This is a genomic window from Pseudomonas sp. ADAK21 (assembly GCF_012935735.1).
In the GTDB taxonomy this organism is placed as follows: Bacteria; Pseudomonadota; Gammaproteobacteria; order Pseudomonadales; family Pseudomonadaceae; genus Aquipseudomonas; species Aquipseudomonas proteolytica.
The window spans coordinates 5,596,268-5,612,654 of record NZ_CP052857.1; the positions used below are offsets into that span (position 1 = coordinate 5,596,268).

Consider the following 16,387-nt stretch of genomic DNA (forward strand, 5'->3'; position numbering starts at 1 on the left):
CTCACCTTGAATAAGTGCCCGTGGTTACGGGCTGTTTTCCCTTTCCTCCGCCATGACGCGCAGGGCTTCGCCTTCCAGGACTTGAAGGTCAGGGAAGATTTCAGCGAGCTTCTTTTTCTTGATGCCGAGGAACCCGGCCACGTCGCGGATGCAGCTGTAGTCGAGACCGATCGCGCCGCCGGCGCCTGCTCGCCACTGGGTAGACATACGATTGAACAGCAGGAAGGCCGGCCAGTTGCAAGGCCAGACCTCAACATCTTCCTCATCGAGATCGGCAGCCGTCAGCCCGAGAGCAGCCAACTGCTCAGCAGATTGGCCGCTTGCGTACATTGCCTTGGCTGCCGCTATCAGTTTCCCAGGCGAGCCTGGCTGAACGCGTCCTGATAAGCGCTGACGACCGCTTCGGCGGTGCCATAACAGGACTTAACAAGGGCCTGGATGCTCTTGTCGTCGAACTTGTCATCGAAGCCCCAGCCTACAACTAGGTCCTTGATCTGCTGCACTTGAAGCTCCGTCTCAGCTGCGACGACATCGGACAATGTGGTCGCCTCACCGAAGCTCTCGCGCATCTCCCTCCCCTTTGCGCTCCATTCATCGAATAGGGCGGCAAGTCCCGGGCGATCCCGATACTTGAAGGTGAACTCGATTTTTTCGGGCTCATCTCCAACAATTGGGATCAGCACGAATGCCTTGAATGTTGGGCTCTGGGCGATCCTGATCTTTGCCATGGGAAGTCCTTATGCGCCAGCCAAGTAGCGAAGCGAACGAGCAGAAAGCCCGATGCTGATAGTGCGCGTCATCACGTTGTTGCGCTCCATCGTCGGGTCGGGAGTGATGCTCACATAGCCCGGGTAGAGAATTTGATCGCCGTTCCGCAGCTTCATGCGGACCACCGCCAACTCCTTGGTATCGTCATAACCTTCAACAGTTTCGACGTACTGGGCCGTTGGCTGGTCCTCTACAACGATGGTGATCGTCGTGGGGTTGCGGTTGGTTGGAAACTGCTTGTCGTCGTCATCCTCCAGGTAGCCGACAGTTTGATACTGCTGCTCGCCGCCGGAAGATGTGAAAGACGTGACCTTGGAGATCTGCGTCCAGCCGGATACCGGGATCACTGAGCCAGCACCTGCGCCCACGGTGTACTTGTCGGTATTGGTGGTGTTGAGGCCGGCCAGAGCGAAAGCATCAGCAGTAATGCCGGAAGCCTTTACTGCGCGGTCGTTGATCAGCGCCCAACCAGAGTTGATCAGCAGGACGTCGCCGTTTTCAATGCTGTGCCCTACAGACGCAGCGACTGGCGATTTTGCATTGGTCAATGTGGTGAAGGCGACTGCGGAGCCCATAACGCTGGCGATCTCCAGCACAGCGCCGTTCGGCAGCGGGAAGCGTGCGGCCATGGTGTATTTCCTCTTGAGTGCCCGCCTGGCGGCGGTAGGTTATGCCCCAGCGGGCGGTTGGTCTGCGACACCCAGATAGGTGAAGCTGGCCGGGACCGTGTAGGTCGCCGACTCTGTGATGGTTGGCCCCTGATCTACAGGCTCGGTGATCAAACCTTCGAACCCGTTGCGGGTCAGTGGCGTATCGGCGTGAAACAACCGCGTCAGCTCATCAATAAGCGCCTCGGCGGTGGACATGGCCTGGGTGGAGGGGCAGACGATGCTGATCTGGTAAACGCCTGCGTACTCGTAGGCCTCACCGCCGAGATAGCGGCAGGTGGTGCTGGCCGGCAGTTGAAAAGCCCGCAGATAGGTTTCAGACGGACTCTGTGTGAACGGTTGATTCGGATAGGCCACTCGTATCGGGCGCGCAGCCGCCCATACGGCCAGCTTCGTTTCGATGGCCTGACGGGCGCATGCGTGACTCATACCTGGTTGTTCCTGATGGCCTCCAACACGATCTGCTGAAAGCGAGCCACGGTTACCCGGACCATGCCGCCAGGGGCCTGGGTGGAATGGCCAAACTCCAGCGGAATCGCGTAGGGCAAGTTGTTGATGATGTAGGCCATCTGGCCGGCGGTGAAGTCGCTCATTGCAGCGACGAGTGCGGCAGTGGTTTCGGCGCCGCTGGGGTCTACCTCGTCAAATGTGACGTTTTCGACCACGCCGAGCGAGATGTGCCAGTTCGCCCGGAACCGGCCGCCGACATAGCCTTCTGGGGCGATAATATCCATGCCGTCGTGTAGCTTGCGGCCCTTCTTGAGCCTGCCACCTTTCGTGAGGTTGGCCGGATCGCTGCGCAACGCGCTGTTGTGCTCGTCGACGGCCTTGTTGTACTGGGTCGCTACGGCGTTCTGTGCCCATATCTCCGGGTTACCCACGGGAGACATGCGAATAAGGCTGCTGCCGACCTCGATGATGATCTCGCGCACACTGGCGTCGATGGCTTCGCCGGCCTGGGTGGCGAACTCAGCCAGGCTTAGGGCGAAACTGCCGGACTGGCCGGCGCCTGCGCGACTCACGACCGCACCTGCAGTTCATACAGGATCGGAGTGCCGGCCGGGTTGACCTCTTTCAGCGGAGGGACGATTGACCAGGTGCGGCCTTGGGCGATTACCTTGTCGAGCAGGCCGGGCACCCACGCCAAGCCCTTCGCGGCGATCTTGAGCTTCCTGTCGCCCTGTTTGATCAGGCTGTTGTTCTGGAATTCGAGACCAGTGAAGTCGAGCAGGATTCCCTGGACGATTTGCTCGACACTTGCGCCTGGCGCTTCGCCGCCGATATCCGGGTCGTACTCACCCGGCTCCGTCTTAGTGATCGTTACAGGCTGACCGAACTCTGTAATCATCTCGAGCGCCGTTGCGGCCATTTCACTATAGAAAAGCAATATACCCTCCGGAGCACTCATGAAAAAGGCGACCTTTAAAGAGGCGTTGCAGGACTTGAAAGAAGCAGTTGCAAGCAAGCACGGGAACATTCCTGCAAAGGAGCTGATCGTAAAAACTAGGCTTGCTGAAGAGATAGAGAAAACTCACTTGAGTGATCTCTATCTGGATATTTATGAGGACTGCTTTCCTTACGGAAAACCAGCAGATATCGAACTGCTAACCGAGCTGGAAAAAGGCGGAATGACCAAAAGAAGACCGCTCACAGAGAAATATTGGACCCGAAAGCTTGAAGCAGATATGGGTCTTTAGGCTCGGACCACAAACAAGCCCCGCTTCTGTAAGTAGTCAGCGAACTGAGTAGCGCTGGGCCGATCCGGCGCCGCAGGCAGTAGCCGGTTGCTGGTGTTTGGGATCGCCGCGTACTGCCGGGTCACCGCTCCTTCGACACGATCCAGCAGCACCGCGCCTTTACGTTTTTCCACCGGGTCAATATCGTCCTGATGGATTTCGGCGGCCAGGGCCATCTGCCCGTACTGAATCCTCGCCGGAAGGTAGTTGTTCGGCTTGATCTCATAATCCAACCGCACCTCCTGGCGCGGCCAGGCCAGCCCCTGCTCGCTGCTGGTCTTGCGGCCCTTCCAGGTCATTCCATCCATAGCCAAAGCGGCCCGGCGCAGCAACGCTTCCTGCGCTGGCACACCGTCAGGAATGACCGTGCCGAACTTCACGGCATACATGGCCAGATCCTCGGCGCTCGCGTAGCTTTCGGCGTCAGGCTTGCCGGTGCCGTCCTCGATGATGAGTGTCATGCGTCAACTCGCTGGAATGGTTTGAAGATTGGCCGCCGGATCGCCGACAGCCAGCAGTATTACTCCTTGGTCAGCTCAGCGACGAGCTTTTCCAGGGATTCTTTAGAAGCGTTGGCCCGGTACGGAACCTTCGCCTCATCGAGCTTTGCTTTCAGCGCGACGATCTCGTCGACCTCACCAGCCGTCGGCGTGATGGCGGCTTTCTTCAGAGCTTCAACCTCATCGCGCAGCTCGTCGACAGTAAGAAGCAGGCCGTCACGCTCGGCGGTCAGCTCGCCAACTGAGGCGTGGATGGTGCCCAGCGCTTCGAACAAGCGTAGCGCCAGCTCGCCCGACTCGGGACGGTGAATCTCGCCAGCTTCCAGGCCGTCAACCAGGACCTGGATAGATCCATGTTCAGCCCGTAAAGCCGCGATGATTTTTTCCAGTTCGACCTGATTGGCGGCGCCAACAAGCTGCACCCGCTTGGCCTCCTTCACCGACACATCAATGCCGGCCGCTTCGTACGCTTCAACAACGCTCGGCCAATGGCCGATTACCAGCACACTGGTCACTCCCGCTTCTGGCTTGTCGAAGTGTTCCGGGTTGCGGTAACGCTTCTCCGGATCGAAGCCGGAGAGTTGGTTGCTGTAAGTCAATTCCATGTGTTTCTCCAAGGCGGCCATCGCTGACCGCGCGTTGAGTTTCAGACTTAGTCGCCGGAGGCAGGAGGCGTCGCAGTGAGCTTGATCATCACGCCGGCGGTGACCTTGTTGCTGCCCGCGTGCTTGACCCAGTTGGCAGCCGAGCCGACGGCAGCCAAGGTCGGGTTGGAACCACCAGTGGTGGCTTTCCAGCTATAACCCAGCACATCGATGTTCACGGTGCCTTCCGCGCGGTAGCCGATGCTCAGGTTTTCTTCGTCGTTGACTTCGTAGGAACGGAAGCCCGGGGCCTGCGACTCGGTGATGGTTACGGCATTCGGCAACAGGCCGAAGATGACATCCGCCGGCGCGGTGTCGGTTACCAATACAGGCTTGCCCAGGGTGCCAGGCAGACCGCCGTAGATCACGACGCCCGCTTCTTCGTAGATCTTGTTGGTGATCGCTTCGTCGACAATGTCGAAGTAAGCGCTGGAGTGCATGACCCACAGGGCGATCCGGCCGAACTTGTCGCCGAACTTGCGCATGCCGCGAGTCAGGGTCTTCTTGCCGTCGGTTTCGATGTTGGCCGAGACCACCATGTCAGCATTAGAGCCGATGGCGGCACGCAGACCAGCCGTTGCGTACTGGATGAAGCCCTCCAGGGTCGCGTCAGCAACGTCGGCACCAACGATCTGGGAGAACTCCTCTACCGGACGACCGCGGCGCTTGAACGCCTCTTCGGTGGTCTGGTACGGGCCGTACTTCCAGGGGGCCTTGACACCGACAGCTTCGCCAGCGCTGATCTTCTTGGCAGTTACCTTGCCTTCGGAGTTGACGTCGCGGTGTTCCAGGGAGCCGTTCAGCTTGTAGAGGGCGCGCTTGCGGAAGTCGCCCTCGATCAGTTCGTTGTCCAGCACCATCGCGCCGTTGGACGATGCGTTGAACACATCCAGGTTGTCCTGGACACGCTCCAGATATGCGGTTTGCGCCTCATCGTTGTAGATGATCAGGTCGCTGTTAACGGTTGTAGCCATGGGTTAATCCCCTTACTTGGGCAATGCGAGATATGCGGTTTGGCCGTGCTTGCGCTGGAAGTCACGCTTCTGCTTGGAGGTCATTTCGGAGCGCTTGAATGCAGCCTTGCCGCCACCCCCGCCCGGGGCAAATGTCCCTGAAGCCCTTGGCCACAGGTGGGGTGCGCTTTCACGCAGAGATTCCGCCCATTCGAGCGGAGTCAGAGGGGTCTTGCCGTCTTTACCGAGGATGACCTGGCCGGATTCATCAACGGCGACCGCATCGCCATCTTCGTTAAGGGTGAACACGCCTTTGGCGCGCAGGATGATGTCGTCGGTTGCTTCGGGGAGAGCACCAGCTTTCAGTGCGGCACCGCGTACCGAGTCGCCCAGGACTTTGCCCTGGAACTTGGCGGCGAAGGATTCGGCCTTCTCGGCGCGCTCGCTGATGGCCTTCAGCTGCTTGTCGTAGTCGCCACGCAGGCGCTCAGTGCGGCGGTTGAAGACCTCGTCCACCTTGCCCTCTGTCAGCAGCTTGGTTTCTTCGTCCTGGCCGGCACGACTGAGCAGGCCTTTGACGGCATCGATGTCGATGCCTTCAAACTGGGTCTCGAACTGGGTCAGCTTGGTGGAGGTGTCCTTCAGCTTGCCCAACAGTTCTGTATTCTTGGTTTTCAAACCGGAAACGGATGCTTCAACGGCAGTCGCGATAGCGGCCTTGATTGCCGGGTTTTCCAGGTCGATTTCGTTTTCTTCTGCCACGTTGATGCACCCCTTGGGTTTGGTCGGCCCGCTTTGCAGGCATAAAAAAACCCGCATGAGCGGGCTTGTATGAGTGCCTGTATTAACCAGGCGAGAATCGGTAAGTGAAAGGTGCCAGACGCTCTATGCGCACGAGATCACCTTCTTTCAACATGTACTTATCCAAAAAGGCAGTCACAAAGCGGGCTTTTCTCTGTTGGAATATTTTCTTGTCGGAAACAATAAAGTCCTCAACAGTTTCTATATCGCCGTATATCACATACGCCTTTTGAATTGAGGGCTCCGCTTTCTTCGTCCCTCCTACAATACTTGCCTCGAACCAATCAAAAATATCCGACAACAAAATGTAGTTACGCTTAGCGTTGGTTTGAAGCCTGATAATCCTGAAGCTCATGGCGATAACCCTCGGAATGGATCAGCTATGGTTTCAAGTGGAGATAGGCAATTCAATACTTTTAAATTCTAGAAAAAACAAAGAGTTGCTTAAATTCTTGCTTTTTCGAAGGCCAACGGCTCAAGCTTTTTCATCTGAGCCAGCGTCAGCGGTGCGAAGTTGCGATCAAGCTGCAGCTCAGTGAAACGCTCGATGGTCAGACCGCCCTCGCGGAACAGCTTGGCCCGCACCGGCCCGATAGCCACGTCCTGAAACCCCGCCGGCTGCTGCTGGAGCCAGTGGTAGTAGTCGAGGCTCGCGCTGACCTGCCCTGCACCGTCAGCGCCTACCGAGGCGCGGGTAGCGCCCTTGGCAAACAGCTCGCTTAGCTTGGTCAGCAGAATGAAGGTGGTGCGGCAGTTCGGGTGAAACGGCGGCCGTGGGCCTGAATCGACTGGAAACCGGCGCTTGTCCATCGAGCGACATAGCTGGCTGGTCTTGCTGTCCAGCGTAGCGACCATCTCGACTTCGGACACGATGCCCTTATTGGCCTTGGCCACCTCCATGCGCGCCTGTGACGACACATGCTGAATGGCGGTGTGCACGACGGTGCTGGCATTGCGGTTGGTGGTGGCAAGAATGCCGTCCTTGTAGCCGGCCGCCTTGGTGCCGCGAATGTTGCGGATGATCTGGAAGTTGGTTTGCCCCTCGAAGAAGCCCTGCCGGATGGTGCCGGTGACGCGCTCACGCTCTGCGCCAGTCCACCCCTTGATGAAGGCCTTAAGCAGCTTCCCTCCACCGGTACCGCGCACGCTGAGCGGGTTCGTCAGCACTGCGGTGCGGATTGCAGCGGCCGTCGGGGCGACCACATCCAGCGACACGCCAACCGGCGCCGACCTGGCGAGACTTGTCGCCTCAAACTCAGCCTCGTAATTGGCGATTTCCACCAGGTCGAGGTTCAGTTGCGCGCTATAGCGGTCGAAAATGCCCAGTAACAGGCTGTCGACTTCCTTCAGCAGTGCCTCCAGACGCTTCGTGTTGTATTCCGTTAGGTCCGACTGGGTCAGCCGCTCACGGATAGACCGGTCAATCTCCTTGAGGAAGGGAGCAAACTTGCCCACCTCCCCCGCCTTGAGCTTTTCGAGGAACACTGCGTGCCGGATGATCGCATCAAGTATCGCTTGGTTCACCGCCATCTACTTTGTCCTCGTCGTCCAGACCCAGGCCGTCGCCCTGCTCTTCCAACTCGCCGTCGATCTGTTGGTCGGTGCGCTCTGGTGCGATCAGTCCAAGCTTGCGCAGATATGCTCGAAGGTCCGCTTTCGCAAAGCCGCCGTTTTGCCACAAGCCCACCAACGCCGTGATCATCTGCGGATCTGCCGTCAGCTCGACGAACTCTTGATTGACCTGGTAGGCGACCTTCTTGTCGGTGATGCCCATGTAAGCGCAGCACCACATGATTGCCCGAGTGTATGCCTCGCTGACGTTGGCCACACAGCCGGCCAGTACCGATGTTGAGGCTGACTGATCGCCGCGGGACTCCGTAGCGGTCTTGGTAGCAAGTGACGCAACCACCATCCGGGCGCCCAGCTCGATCATCATCTGGTTCTTGTCGGCCATGGCCTCTTTGACCAGGGTGTTCGGTAACGGCTGCGCATAGGCGAAGGCACCGCCAGCAGGAAGCAGCATTGGCGCCCGGGAACCGACGTAAATGCCGTTTTTCTCCATGTGATCACGCCATTGCTCATCGAGACCCGAGATATAGGGCTGAGCCTGCCCACACCAGAAAACGCTATCTTCGTAGTCGGCACTGTTCCGGTAATGGCCCAGGTTGATCATGGCGATGTCGTAGAGCGGCGACTCGTCGATGCTTGGATCGTTGTTCTGTGCGCCGACGAAGGTGAACGGGATCTCCTTGAGGCGACCTGTTACACCTTCCGGCCTGAACTCTTCGATGACAGCCAGCGGCCCGCCACCTTTCGGCCCGGACCGACGCCAAACACGGCAGACAAAACCGTCATCCTCAAGCGCCAATTCGCGGTACTGCTCAACTGTCTTGTAGCCGAAGCCGTCAGGAATCTCAGGAGACTCGTGCAGCACCACCAGGGTCAGCACGCTGTGCCCGTTCACCATCCCTGTGCGCCAATTGATGATGTCCTCGGCGCAGTAGGAAAGGATCACCGAGTGGCCGCCGATACCGTCGTCCTGGTGATAGTCGACGTACAGGCCATGCCGACCGGCCTCAAGCACCTTCTCCAGCGTGCCCTGCGAGTGCTGGTAGATGCTCACGCCCGAACCGTTGGCGTTGTCCTGCAGGTATTCCAGCTTCTTCGATACCGTCAACGTTGGGTCTTTGTGGAACGCCAGGCCGAGCAGCCCGTTACGGGTGTGCCCAGTGGCGTTCTTGAATACCGCACGTTCGCGATAGGCTTTATTCCGGTCTACGTTCTCAGGCGACTTGTCGTGTGAGTTGATGTACGGCAGTCGGTCGACAACCCGGTGCTGGCCGGCGCAGACGTCGCGAACGGTCGCCCAGCGATCCAGCACAGCTATGTATTCCGCCCGCTTGAAGGAGACGTCGTTGCTCATCGGGCGTATCCCATTTTGATGGAGGTGACGATTGCTTTGATCGGGTAACGCTTGGCGATGAAGTAGCCCGCCGCGTCGTTCATGTGGTCATGGCCCTTCTTCGGGTCTTTGTCAGGCTCGCCCTTGTCGGTGTAGGTCTGTCGCTCAAGGCACAAGGTGAGCTGAGGGCACTGGTCGATGTTGACCTTCAGTCGTCGCTCGCCGTAGGCGTTCAGGAACATGGCGTTTACCGAGTTCACGCGGTCTTTCACACCAGGGTTTGTGGAGTCGACGATCACCGTGAATTTTGCTTTCTTCAGCAGCGATAAGTCGGACTCGCTCGCGTTTTTGCTACTGGTGTTTTGCCCACTGGCGTCGGGATAGACCGCCACTGAGTGACCAGGGAACCGTGCCTGGATCTTCTCGATCATCTCAGGCGTGTCCCGAACACCATGAAATTCATCCAGAGCCATCGGCAGATCGTTACGCACGACATAGACAACGGCCGCCATCTTCATGACGTTGAAGTCCATGCCGATGTGCAACGCCTCGCCCGGCTTGATTCGCTCGCTGGTTCGGCACTCATCTCGATTGAACGTGTAGTAGACGACGCCCGCATAGTTCTCGAAGCCGGCTTCGTACTCTTGCCGGAAGGTGCGCGGGTCCATCTTCCGGCGTGCCGCCTCAAGCTCTTCAGGAGGAACGTTGCCGCCTTGTAACGAGGTGTACTGCCAGCTCTTGTGGTCCGGCTCGCCGCCTGGTTTACCGTCCAGATAAGTGTCGTAGCAGTGGTTGAAGCCCTTCGGAGTGCCAATGCGAAGCGCATGGCCTCCCTTTCGCATACCAACGTCTGGAATCTGGTACTGACAAGTCGATAGCATCGGCCGCAGCACTTCTTCCCACGCCGCCCACGGGCAGTCTGCCCATTCATCCACCAGGACGAAGAACAGGCCGGAGCCCCGCAGGTTATCGTAGTTGTCGAGCCCCACCACGCGCATGACGTGGCCGGACTTGAGGGTGATAGAGCATTCGGTCTCGTTCGGGCGGTGCGCACGCCACGCCTCAGGGATGGCTTGCTTCAGGCGCCGCCAGAACACGCGCTTGGCCTGTTTGAACGTCGGCGCGCCGTACCAGATCTCGTCCTCAACGCTCACACCCCACTCCGCAGCAAGGCGAGCGGCACGGCGCATTTCGGCCTTGCCCAGGAATGTCTTGCCGAACCGACGGCCACACACCGCATCGCGGAAGCGGGCCTCAGGCTGGAAGCCCCAGCAGTAAATGTTCGCCTGTTTGGGCGTCAGCTTCACCGGCGGGTCAAAGGTACGGGGTAGCGGGGACATTCTCATCAGGCTCCAGTGTGTACTCAGCAACGGCGTGCTGCTGGTCCGCTTGGGAGCCCAGAGGTTTCTCAGGTTCGAGGCGGCGATTCACGTAAACGTCGCCCACCTCCTTGGCGGCCTGCTCGTACAACTGAGCGGTCAGCGCCAGGTTGCGCATGCTCTCGGCCTTTTCAGCCATTCGCCCCAGGCCACGAAGCCGGTAGGCGCGGTTGGCGATCGGAATCTCAGCGGTCTCTTCGCGGAATCGCTTACGGGTGTCGTGGAACAGGGTCACCCACTTCACCGCAAGCCCCTTCCCCGCAGCCTTGGTTGGGTCGTGCGTCTCCACCTGCTGGCGGCTCACCACAACCCCGTATTCGTTCTTGACGGCTTCCACCACCTGGGAGGGGGTGTCAAAGCACGCAAGCGCCTGAACGATGAAGCTCTTCACCTCATTTTTCAGGGCTGCCATAAGTTCTCATCCGTCTAGAGCCTGTCAAGAATCAGGCCGACTTGAGCAGACAGGTTCCGCAGGCCCTCGCAATGTTCAATTTCCCCACCTCAACAGGACTGTTTGCAGCGTCCACCAACGCTTGAACGTCAGGGCTCGCACCATAGCGGCGGACCACACCGACGAACTCTTCCACGTCGTGGCCCTGCAGCTTGATCTTCGGTGCGCCGTCTTGGGTGAATGCTGGTTGACCGTATTTGTCGGTCGCGTGAGCCAGGTGATAAAGCTCGTGTTCGATCAGGGCGCAAAACTCAAGGTCGCTGCACTCGGCGCAGTAGTCAGCAGCCAGGGTGATGATGAAGGCCGGCACATCGCCGAACCAATCACGCATCTGTTGTTCCATCCGGGCTTTCTGCCAGCCGCCCGCGCGGAACGCTACCTGTTCGGCCTGGCCCAGAACTGTGCGGCCCTGCTTCTCGAAGCTCGACGACGCCCACATGATCCGGATGTCTGCATCCAGTAGGTGGGCATGGTCTTCGTTGTGAATGCTGCCGGTGTCGGCAAGTATCTCGGCTTGGAGCCACTCCCACACTTCGGGAGCTGGAGTGAGGCGGATGCCGAAGTCGGACAGTTCAAGCAAAGACGTCGGAGGGTACGGCCTGCACATGAGTCCTCCCCGAGATATGAACATGAATGGCAAGCCACTATCAGTGAAGATGAATCAGAGGAATACAGGGGCTTCTACTCGTCAAGAACCTTCATGAAAATCAACTCCGGATCACCAGGATCAAGATTCTCCACTACGCCGCTAGATTGGTATCCAAGCTGCGCGAGCAATTGCCGCATGGGTGTATTGGACGTGTTGGTTGAAGTGAAGATCTTTTTGGCAGAGGAACAACGCTCTAAGTGAGCAATGATCTTCCTCCCTATTCCGCATCTTCTGTGTGCATTCGAGACGATTACGAGCGGAACAAACCACTCACCGAAAAAACTTCTATCCAAGCATCCGTAACCGACCGGGACAGCTGGATCGTCTTCGCCACAAGCAACCCAGCAATGGCCCTTGCTTATTGCACTTGCTATTTGCGCCCGACGGCCATCGTCTTTCTCCGCTACAGAATCCACGCGCACCAACGATCTAAAGTCGCTGGGGACAGCCTCTCTGATTTGCCAGCTCATGATCGCAATCCTACGGTCAAATTCTGCAGAGTGTACTTCATCATAGTTGCCACAGATGCCATTACACCTGGCTGTGGATTTGATGGAAAGCGAACCAGCCCGGTAAGCGCGTTCGATTGCCTCCCAGTCGGGTTGCTTTGTGGTCATTGTCTGCCTTCAGGGCTGAGCATTTAGCAAGGGGTGGGCAAAAGCACAGAGTTGAGTTGTTACAACCCTCTGAATCTAGATACTGGGTATCGAGTTCTTAAATCACAGGAAATCGATAATGCAACGCTCGACTAAAGTAATCATCCTCATAACCTTACTGATGCTCCCCGCTACCACTCACCATGATGTATGTCTGTGCATGTGCGTGACCGTGGAGCAAGCTGACGATCACGCCCTGGGGCAGCCCGGCAGCCTTGGCTGCATCCATAGCATCGGCAATGGCCTTGTCTAGGGCGCCTACCGCGGCGTTGATGTCTTGGCTCAATGGGAGAGCGTGACGCAGGCGTGTGACGTTATGCATCGGTGTACGGGACAACCACATGGGTTACAAAAAAGTGCATTCACATAGGTGACACTTTGATTGAGACATAACCGTTCTTTGCATCTCTCGCATTCACATGGCCCAAGATCACCGGACCGAAGATTACATTCCATACCCCATCACCAATCATCTCCATTCCGATGGTCTGGTGACGAAGTAAATTGCCGATATAAACCCGCATGCCTCCTCGATTGATGATTCCGCTACTGTCGGCCAGGTAACTCTCAATATGGCTCGCATAGGTCATTTCCGGTAGCTTCTCCGGGTACATTCGAGTTGAAGGCGTATAGCAAGCGGCAGGCGTTTTCTGGCCAAGCGCCTCGTGCCCACGCTCGTAATTATAGTGCTGCAGGAAGCGATCAAAGTGGCGCTGCTGGGCTTCCCAGGCAATTGCCGACGGGTGAGGTAACGTGCTTTTCAGCGTTCGGTGCATACGCTCATGCCGCCCATTCTGATCTGGGCGACCTGGCTCGATCCGCTCAGGAATGATCCCAAGTCTCATCCACCAGATCGACAGCTGTGACAACCCCGCTCGACTGGTGCTGGCAAACGGTATGCCGTTGTCGGTACGAATGCGCTCTGGCAGGCCGTATTCGCGAAAAACCCTTTCGAAGGTTTGCTGGGTTTCCTTCAGATTGGTGCTGCTCATGCTCTGGCACGCCAGCAAAAACCGGCTGGCATGATCCATGATCGTCAGCGGATAACACCAAATCCCTGCTCCGGTCAGGTATTGGCCTTTGTAATCAGCGCTGAATAACTGGTTGGGATTTTCTGCCTTGCGTAAAGGCTTGGGATACACAGCCACCCGTCGGCGCAATGGCTTGGGGGTAATCAAATCAGCTGCCTTGAGAATGTTGTAAATGGTCGTCTTCGAGGGCGGATCCTGATCTGGGAAACGCTGGATGAGACTATTCTGAATCTTTTTCGGGCCGGGAATCGTCTCGCCACTTAAGCGAAATTCAACGATTGCCTGTTTCACAGCCAAGGGCACCACGTAGGTTTGGTTGTGGCGGCAGCGGCTACGCTCATCAAGCCCACTCGGGCCCTCTGCCTCGTAACGCCTGATCCACTTATACCCAGTCTTGCGGCTGACCTCATAGTCCCGGCACAGCTGGCTAAGGCTGTGCTTCTGGGACAGGTAATCGGCAATGAACAGTACTTTAAGGTCCATAGGTTTCAGCTCTTTCCAGGGCATGGTCAGATCCTCGCGAAATCGACCCTGCCAGTTAAAAACTGTTACCTATGTGCGTGAACTGATTTGTAACCCATGTGGGTGAGTCATACCTCGGTTAACTCCGCGCCACGATTTGGCGAATTCAAAAACGTGGCGCGAGTTACTGCCCCGCACCGCTCCTGGGAAACTTGAACTCGGCGACCCGATCAGCAAAGTCGGCCAGCTTCTTCACGCCCAGGAACCCGATAAACACCCCGGCAGCCGTAGCAAGGTTCTGCGGCAGACCGAAGTATTCAAGGACTGGGATCAGACCAATCGTGATCAAGGTGCAGATCGCCGCCTCGAGCAGAGCCTGGCGCCGGGTACCGCCGCCATAGATGATCCTGATACCAGCCATCAAGGCAGATAGCCCGGCAGCATAAAGCGTTGGCGAATGCTGACTCAGCCATGCAAGCACGATGAGCCAGGTGTCTGGTTTGTCTGGCATGTTGGACATCTCGGTTCCTCCCCGTCAGGGAGTTAGGAATACAGCAGGCCATGACCTGCGAATTTGAATCAGCCCCAGCAGCACCCCCAGCTCGGAGCGATGGGTGAGGTGGGACCGAAAACGAAAAAGCCCCGGCAAATGCCGAGGCTTGAATTGATGGGGTATGTTCAGTCTCCATCCCCTTTGTCGCGTTGGCATCGCCCCATAGTGGCCATCTCAACGACTAGCTACCAGCGAGTCTCCATGGCCACTCGGTCACCATCCCCAGGATGCTAAACGCCAGGAAAGTGCAGCGACCTCAGCCATACTTCTCACCCCACTACTCTACGGTTGGTGCTTAATCGTTACTCGCTTTGGTGCCGCGATGACGACCAACGCCAGTGACGCAATGTACAGAACAGCTCCGGCTACCCCAGATATTGTTCCGAGTACATACGAAGCAATGACAAAGACACCTAAGAACGATGCAAGCACCAGCAGGGCATTAGAAACCCAAAATACGGCCAGCCTGAATCCAAAAGAGACTGACCTGATTTTGTAGGAAGCCAACATTCCAAGCACTGAAACTATGATCGCCACAATACCGATCGCTTGTAGGGCTACCGCATAAATCGATACCGGAGGAAGCCCGCTTGTATCGGATAAGTCCGCCGGATTCTCTGGAATCCCGGCTGTTGCAGATAACAGCATGAACCAAGCGGCAACAAATAAGGCAATGGCAGTCAACAAGCTTTTATAGCGACCCATAGTCGGCACTCGGTAATGAATTTGTAGGGGCCTCTCAGTATAAGCACAGCGCCAAACAATGAGAAACACTCTCATTTCATCCCAAGTGATCGGCTGGTTCACTTCTGGAGCCTAAAACTTGCGACGGACTATCTTCAAAGTCCGTCGCAGTCTTACCAGCTAGGGCCCAATCGAGCCTCTTGAGGACAACATCCGATTAGCGTGAAAAATTGATCGGAAGAGCCCCGGTGATCTTGATTTCGTAGTCCTTTGCATTGGCTACTCGACCAATTTCCCGCAGAGCCGAGGTGGCGCCCTCATCAAATTGCGCCCGATGGCTACTGGCATTTGCATCGTAACGATCCGAAAACGCCTTTACAGTGCCGTTGAAGGTGACTTTACCCGAGGTGGTGTGGACTACTGTGCCCTCCACGCTGATGGTGATATTACCCAGGTAAACACGCGCAATTTGAGAGTCTTGCCCAGTGGAGTACGGGACTTTCAGCTTAACGGACGTTTCACCAATACCGGCCGTGTCAATAATCGCTTTCAGATCGGGAATTTTGTCTGGTGTCGGTCGAATACCAGTGTTTTCAATTTTCACACTGGTAGGTTTGCCGTCCCCTACCAGCCAATGGGCCAGTGCGGCAAACGGGGTAAAGACATTACCTGAAAACTCATTCTCGACTGCGAGCTCTTTCAGATCCTTGATCTTTGTTCCTTCTTTGATCCCCTGTGTCCATGCATCGAGCGTAGAAAGATCCTGGTTCTTCAAATGGACACGATCTGCCCCATAAGCGACCTTAATATCGCCAGTGATGAATCCATCAAGACCATAAGGAATAGGCTTATTGTTTCGCATTGCCTTAGCATGGCGCTGAAACATAGGGGACCAGTCACCTCGCCCGTATGCGATGCTTCGCTCCTCCACCATTCGGGCAACCATTAAATGAGGGGACGGAACGGCGAAGCCAGAACCGCGCATAGTGCCGTATTCATCTGGATAAACGTAAGTAGGTTGTAGTTCGAGAGTCATTTTTTCACCTGTTGAGTCGAATGATTGTTCGCGGAGAATTCCGCTTTCATGTCGCTCAAAGGCGATTGCTCGAGGCTCGTGGCCTTCACATGATTCAACGTCCCGCATCGGGAACATTTGATCTGGAGCTCTGTAAACCCACCCGTACGGGCGAGAAGTCTTTTGCAGTTACCGCATCTGAATTCTTTCAACATCTGCAAGTTCCTTTTGCTGAATCACCCTTTCCCTGGGCAATAAAAAACCCCGCTCTAGGCGGGGCTTCATAAAAATTTTAGTCGCTTGAAGTTTGAGGGACTGGGGCCTCGTCGATGCTGATGCAGTGCTCAATGTCCGTTATCTTCTTCAGCGCAAGCTCGGCCGTTGAATAAGCCCCGAACATTCGGCCCTGATAAAAAACAACCCACGCAAACTGAATATCCGCGTTGCCAGCCTGCCCTACAACCAACTTCTTGAACCGTTCCGCCAAGTCGTCGACATGCATCTGTGCCATGCCACGCAAAACCATGACGCTCTC

25 protein-coding genes are annotated in these 16,387 nt (G+C 56.8%); 1 reads left to right on the top strand and 24 read right to left on the bottom strand.

The genetic code is table 11. The features are described from left to right. Nucleotides 1-24 precede the first annotated feature (24 nt). From HKK57_RS25115 to HKK57_RS25140, 6 genes are read right to left on the bottom strand one after another with little or no spacing between them, the layout of a single operon-like run. Nucleotides 25-330 (bottom strand): DUF1799 domain-containing protein, encoded by a 306-nt coding sequence (locus tag HKK57_RS25115; RefSeq protein WP_133714842.1) that lies wholly within the window; start codon nt 328-330, stop codon nt 25-27. A 17-nt stretch (nt 331-347) separates the two neighbouring features. Then, nucleotides 348-728 carry a phage tail assembly chaperone gene (locus HKK57_RS25120; protein WP_169391026.1) on the bottom strand — a complete coding sequence of 127 codons (381 nt, stop codon included), beginning with the start codon at nt 726-728 and terminating at the stop codon, nt 348-350. Between the two features lie 9 nt (nt 729-737). Beyond that, on the bottom strand, nt 738-1,397 hold the full coding sequence (locus HKK57_RS25125) for a phage tail protein (RefSeq protein WP_169391027.1): 660 nt from the start codon (nt 1,395-1,397) through the stop codon (nt 738-740). Nucleotides 1,398-1,436: 39 nt separating this feature from the next. Further along, nucleotides 1,437-1,865 (bottom strand): phage tail terminator-like protein, encoded by a 429-nt coding sequence (locus tag HKK57_RS25130; RefSeq protein ID WP_169391028.1) that lies wholly within the window; start codon nt 1,863-1,865, stop codon nt 1,437-1,439. Further along, entirely contained in the window at nt 1,862-2,458 is a 597-nt protein-coding gene (locus HKK57_RS25135) for a hypothetical protein (protein WP_169391029.1), read from the bottom strand. The genes HKK57_RS25130 and HKK57_RS25135 overlap by 4 nt, the downstream gene beginning before the upstream one ends. Beyond that, on the bottom strand, nt 2,455-2,823 hold the full coding sequence (locus tag HKK57_RS25140) for a hypothetical protein (protein WP_169391256.1): 369 nt from the start codon (nt 2,821-2,823) through the stop codon (nt 2,455-2,457). Before HKK57_RS25140 ends, HKK57_RS25135 begins: the two co-directional genes overlap by 4 nt. Before the next feature lie 19 nt (nt 2,824-2,842). Between HKK57_RS25140 and HKK57_RS25145 the strand changes: the two genes are divergently transcribed. Further along, complete coding sequence (locus HKK57_RS25145; RefSeq protein WP_169391030.1) at nt 2,843-3,133, top strand: hypothetical protein; 291 nt, start codon at nt 2,843-2,845, stop codon at nt 3,131-3,133. Here the strand turns inward: HKK57_RS25145 and HKK57_RS25150 are convergent. From HKK57_RS25150 to HKK57_RS25235, 18 genes are all read right to left on the bottom strand, one after another. Next, entirely contained in the window at nt 3,130-3,633 is a 504-nt protein-coding gene (locus HKK57_RS25150; protein ID WP_169391031.1) for a DnaT-like ssDNA-binding protein, read from the bottom strand. The genes HKK57_RS25145 and HKK57_RS25150 overlap by 4 nt on opposite strands. A gap of 59 nt (nt 3,634-3,692) precedes the next feature. After that, the gene (locus HKK57_RS25155; protein ID WP_169391032.1) at nt 3,693-4,277 is read right to left on the bottom strand and encodes a hypothetical protein; all 585 of its coding nucleotides are present in this window, start codon (nt 4,275-4,277) and stop codon (nt 3,693-3,695) included. A 47-nt stretch (nt 4,278-4,324) separates the two neighbouring features. Next, nucleotides 4,325-5,290 (bottom strand): major capsid protein, encoded by a 966-nt coding sequence (locus tag HKK57_RS25160; protein WP_057959953.1) that lies wholly within the window; start codon nt 5,288-5,290, stop codon nt 4,325-4,327. Nucleotides 5,291-5,302: 12 nt separating this feature from the next. Further along, nucleotides 5,303-6,031, bottom strand: a complete 729-nt coding sequence (locus HKK57_RS25165; RefSeq protein WP_169391033.1) for a hypothetical protein — start codon at nt 6,029-6,031, stop codon at nt 5,303-5,305. An 82-nt stretch (nt 6,032-6,113) separates the two neighbouring features. Next, a complete protein-coding gene (locus HKK57_RS25170) occupies nt 6,114-6,425 on the bottom strand; it encodes a hypothetical protein (RefSeq protein WP_169391034.1) in 312 nt (103 codons plus the stop codon). A gap of 89 nt (nt 6,426-6,514) precedes the next feature. After that, nucleotides 6,515-7,600, bottom strand: coding sequence for a minor capsid protein (locus HKK57_RS25175; RefSeq protein ID WP_169391035.1), 1,086 nt, complete (start codon nt 7,598-7,600; stop codon nt 6,515-6,517). Further along, a complete protein-coding gene (locus HKK57_RS25180; RefSeq protein WP_169391036.1) occupies nt 7,575-8,993 on the bottom strand; it encodes a DUF4055 domain-containing protein in 1,419 nt (472 codons plus the stop codon). The genes HKK57_RS25175 and HKK57_RS25180 overlap by 26 nt, the downstream gene beginning before the upstream one ends. After that, entirely contained in the window at nt 8,990-10,312 is a 1,323-nt protein-coding gene (locus HKK57_RS25185) for a phage terminase large subunit family protein (RefSeq protein ID WP_169391037.1), read from the bottom strand. Before HKK57_RS25185 ends, HKK57_RS25180 begins: the two co-directional genes overlap by 4 nt. Next, complete coding sequence (locus HKK57_RS25190) at nt 10,287-10,763, bottom strand: DUF2280 domain-containing protein (protein ID WP_169391038.1); 477 nt, start codon at nt 10,761-10,763, stop codon at nt 10,287-10,289. The genes HKK57_RS25185 and HKK57_RS25190 overlap by 26 nt, the downstream gene beginning before the upstream one ends. A gap of 31 nt (nt 10,764-10,794) precedes the next feature. Continuing rightward, nucleotides 10,795-11,409, bottom strand: a complete 615-nt coding sequence (locus HKK57_RS25195) for a putative metallopeptidase (RefSeq protein ID WP_169391039.1) — start codon at nt 11,407-11,409, stop codon at nt 10,795-10,797. Nucleotides 11,410-11,483: 74 nt separating this feature from the next. Continuing rightward, nucleotides 11,484-11,921 carry a GNAT family N-acetyltransferase gene (locus HKK57_RS25200; RefSeq protein ID WP_169391040.1) on the bottom strand — a complete coding sequence of 146 codons (438 nt, stop codon included), beginning with the start codon at nt 11,919-11,921 and terminating at the stop codon, nt 11,484-11,486. Between the two features lie 301 nt (nt 11,922-12,222). Beyond that, entirely contained in the window at nt 12,223-12,429 is a 207-nt protein-coding gene (locus tag HKK57_RS25205; protein WP_169391257.1) for a hypothetical protein, read from the bottom strand. Nucleotides 12,430-12,469: 40 nt separating this feature from the next. After that, nucleotides 12,470-13,645: an integrase core domain-containing protein gene (locus HKK57_RS25210; protein WP_169389806.1), complete on the bottom strand. Its 1,176-nt coding sequence runs from the start codon at nt 13,643-13,645 to the stop codon at nt 12,470-12,472. A gap of 139 nt (nt 13,646-13,784) precedes the next feature. Then, complete coding sequence (locus HKK57_RS25215) at nt 13,785-14,120, bottom strand: phage holin, lambda family (protein WP_029294997.1); 336 nt, start codon at nt 14,118-14,120, stop codon at nt 13,785-13,787. A 315-nt stretch (nt 14,121-14,435) separates the two neighbouring features. Continuing rightward, entirely contained in the window at nt 14,436-14,960 is a 525-nt protein-coding gene (locus HKK57_RS25220) for a hypothetical protein (protein WP_169391041.1), read from the bottom strand. A gap of 94 nt (nt 14,961-15,054) precedes the next feature. Next, nucleotides 15,055-15,873: a lipid II-degrading bacteriocin gene (locus HKK57_RS25225; protein WP_169391042.1), complete on the bottom strand. Its 819-nt coding sequence runs from the start codon at nt 15,871-15,873 to the stop codon at nt 15,055-15,057. Further along, nucleotides 15,870-16,067: a zinc finger domain-containing protein gene (locus tag HKK57_RS25230; protein ID WP_169391043.1), complete on the bottom strand. Its 198-nt coding sequence runs from the start codon at nt 16,065-16,067 to the stop codon at nt 15,870-15,872. Before HKK57_RS25230 ends, HKK57_RS25225 begins: the two co-directional genes overlap by 4 nt. 77 nt (nt 16,068-16,144) lie before the next feature. After that, nucleotides 16,145-16,378, bottom strand: a complete 234-nt coding sequence (locus tag HKK57_RS25235; RefSeq protein ID WP_044288146.1) for a hypothetical protein — start codon at nt 16,376-16,378, stop codon at nt 16,145-16,147. Nucleotides 16,379-16,387 lie beyond the last annotated feature (9 nt).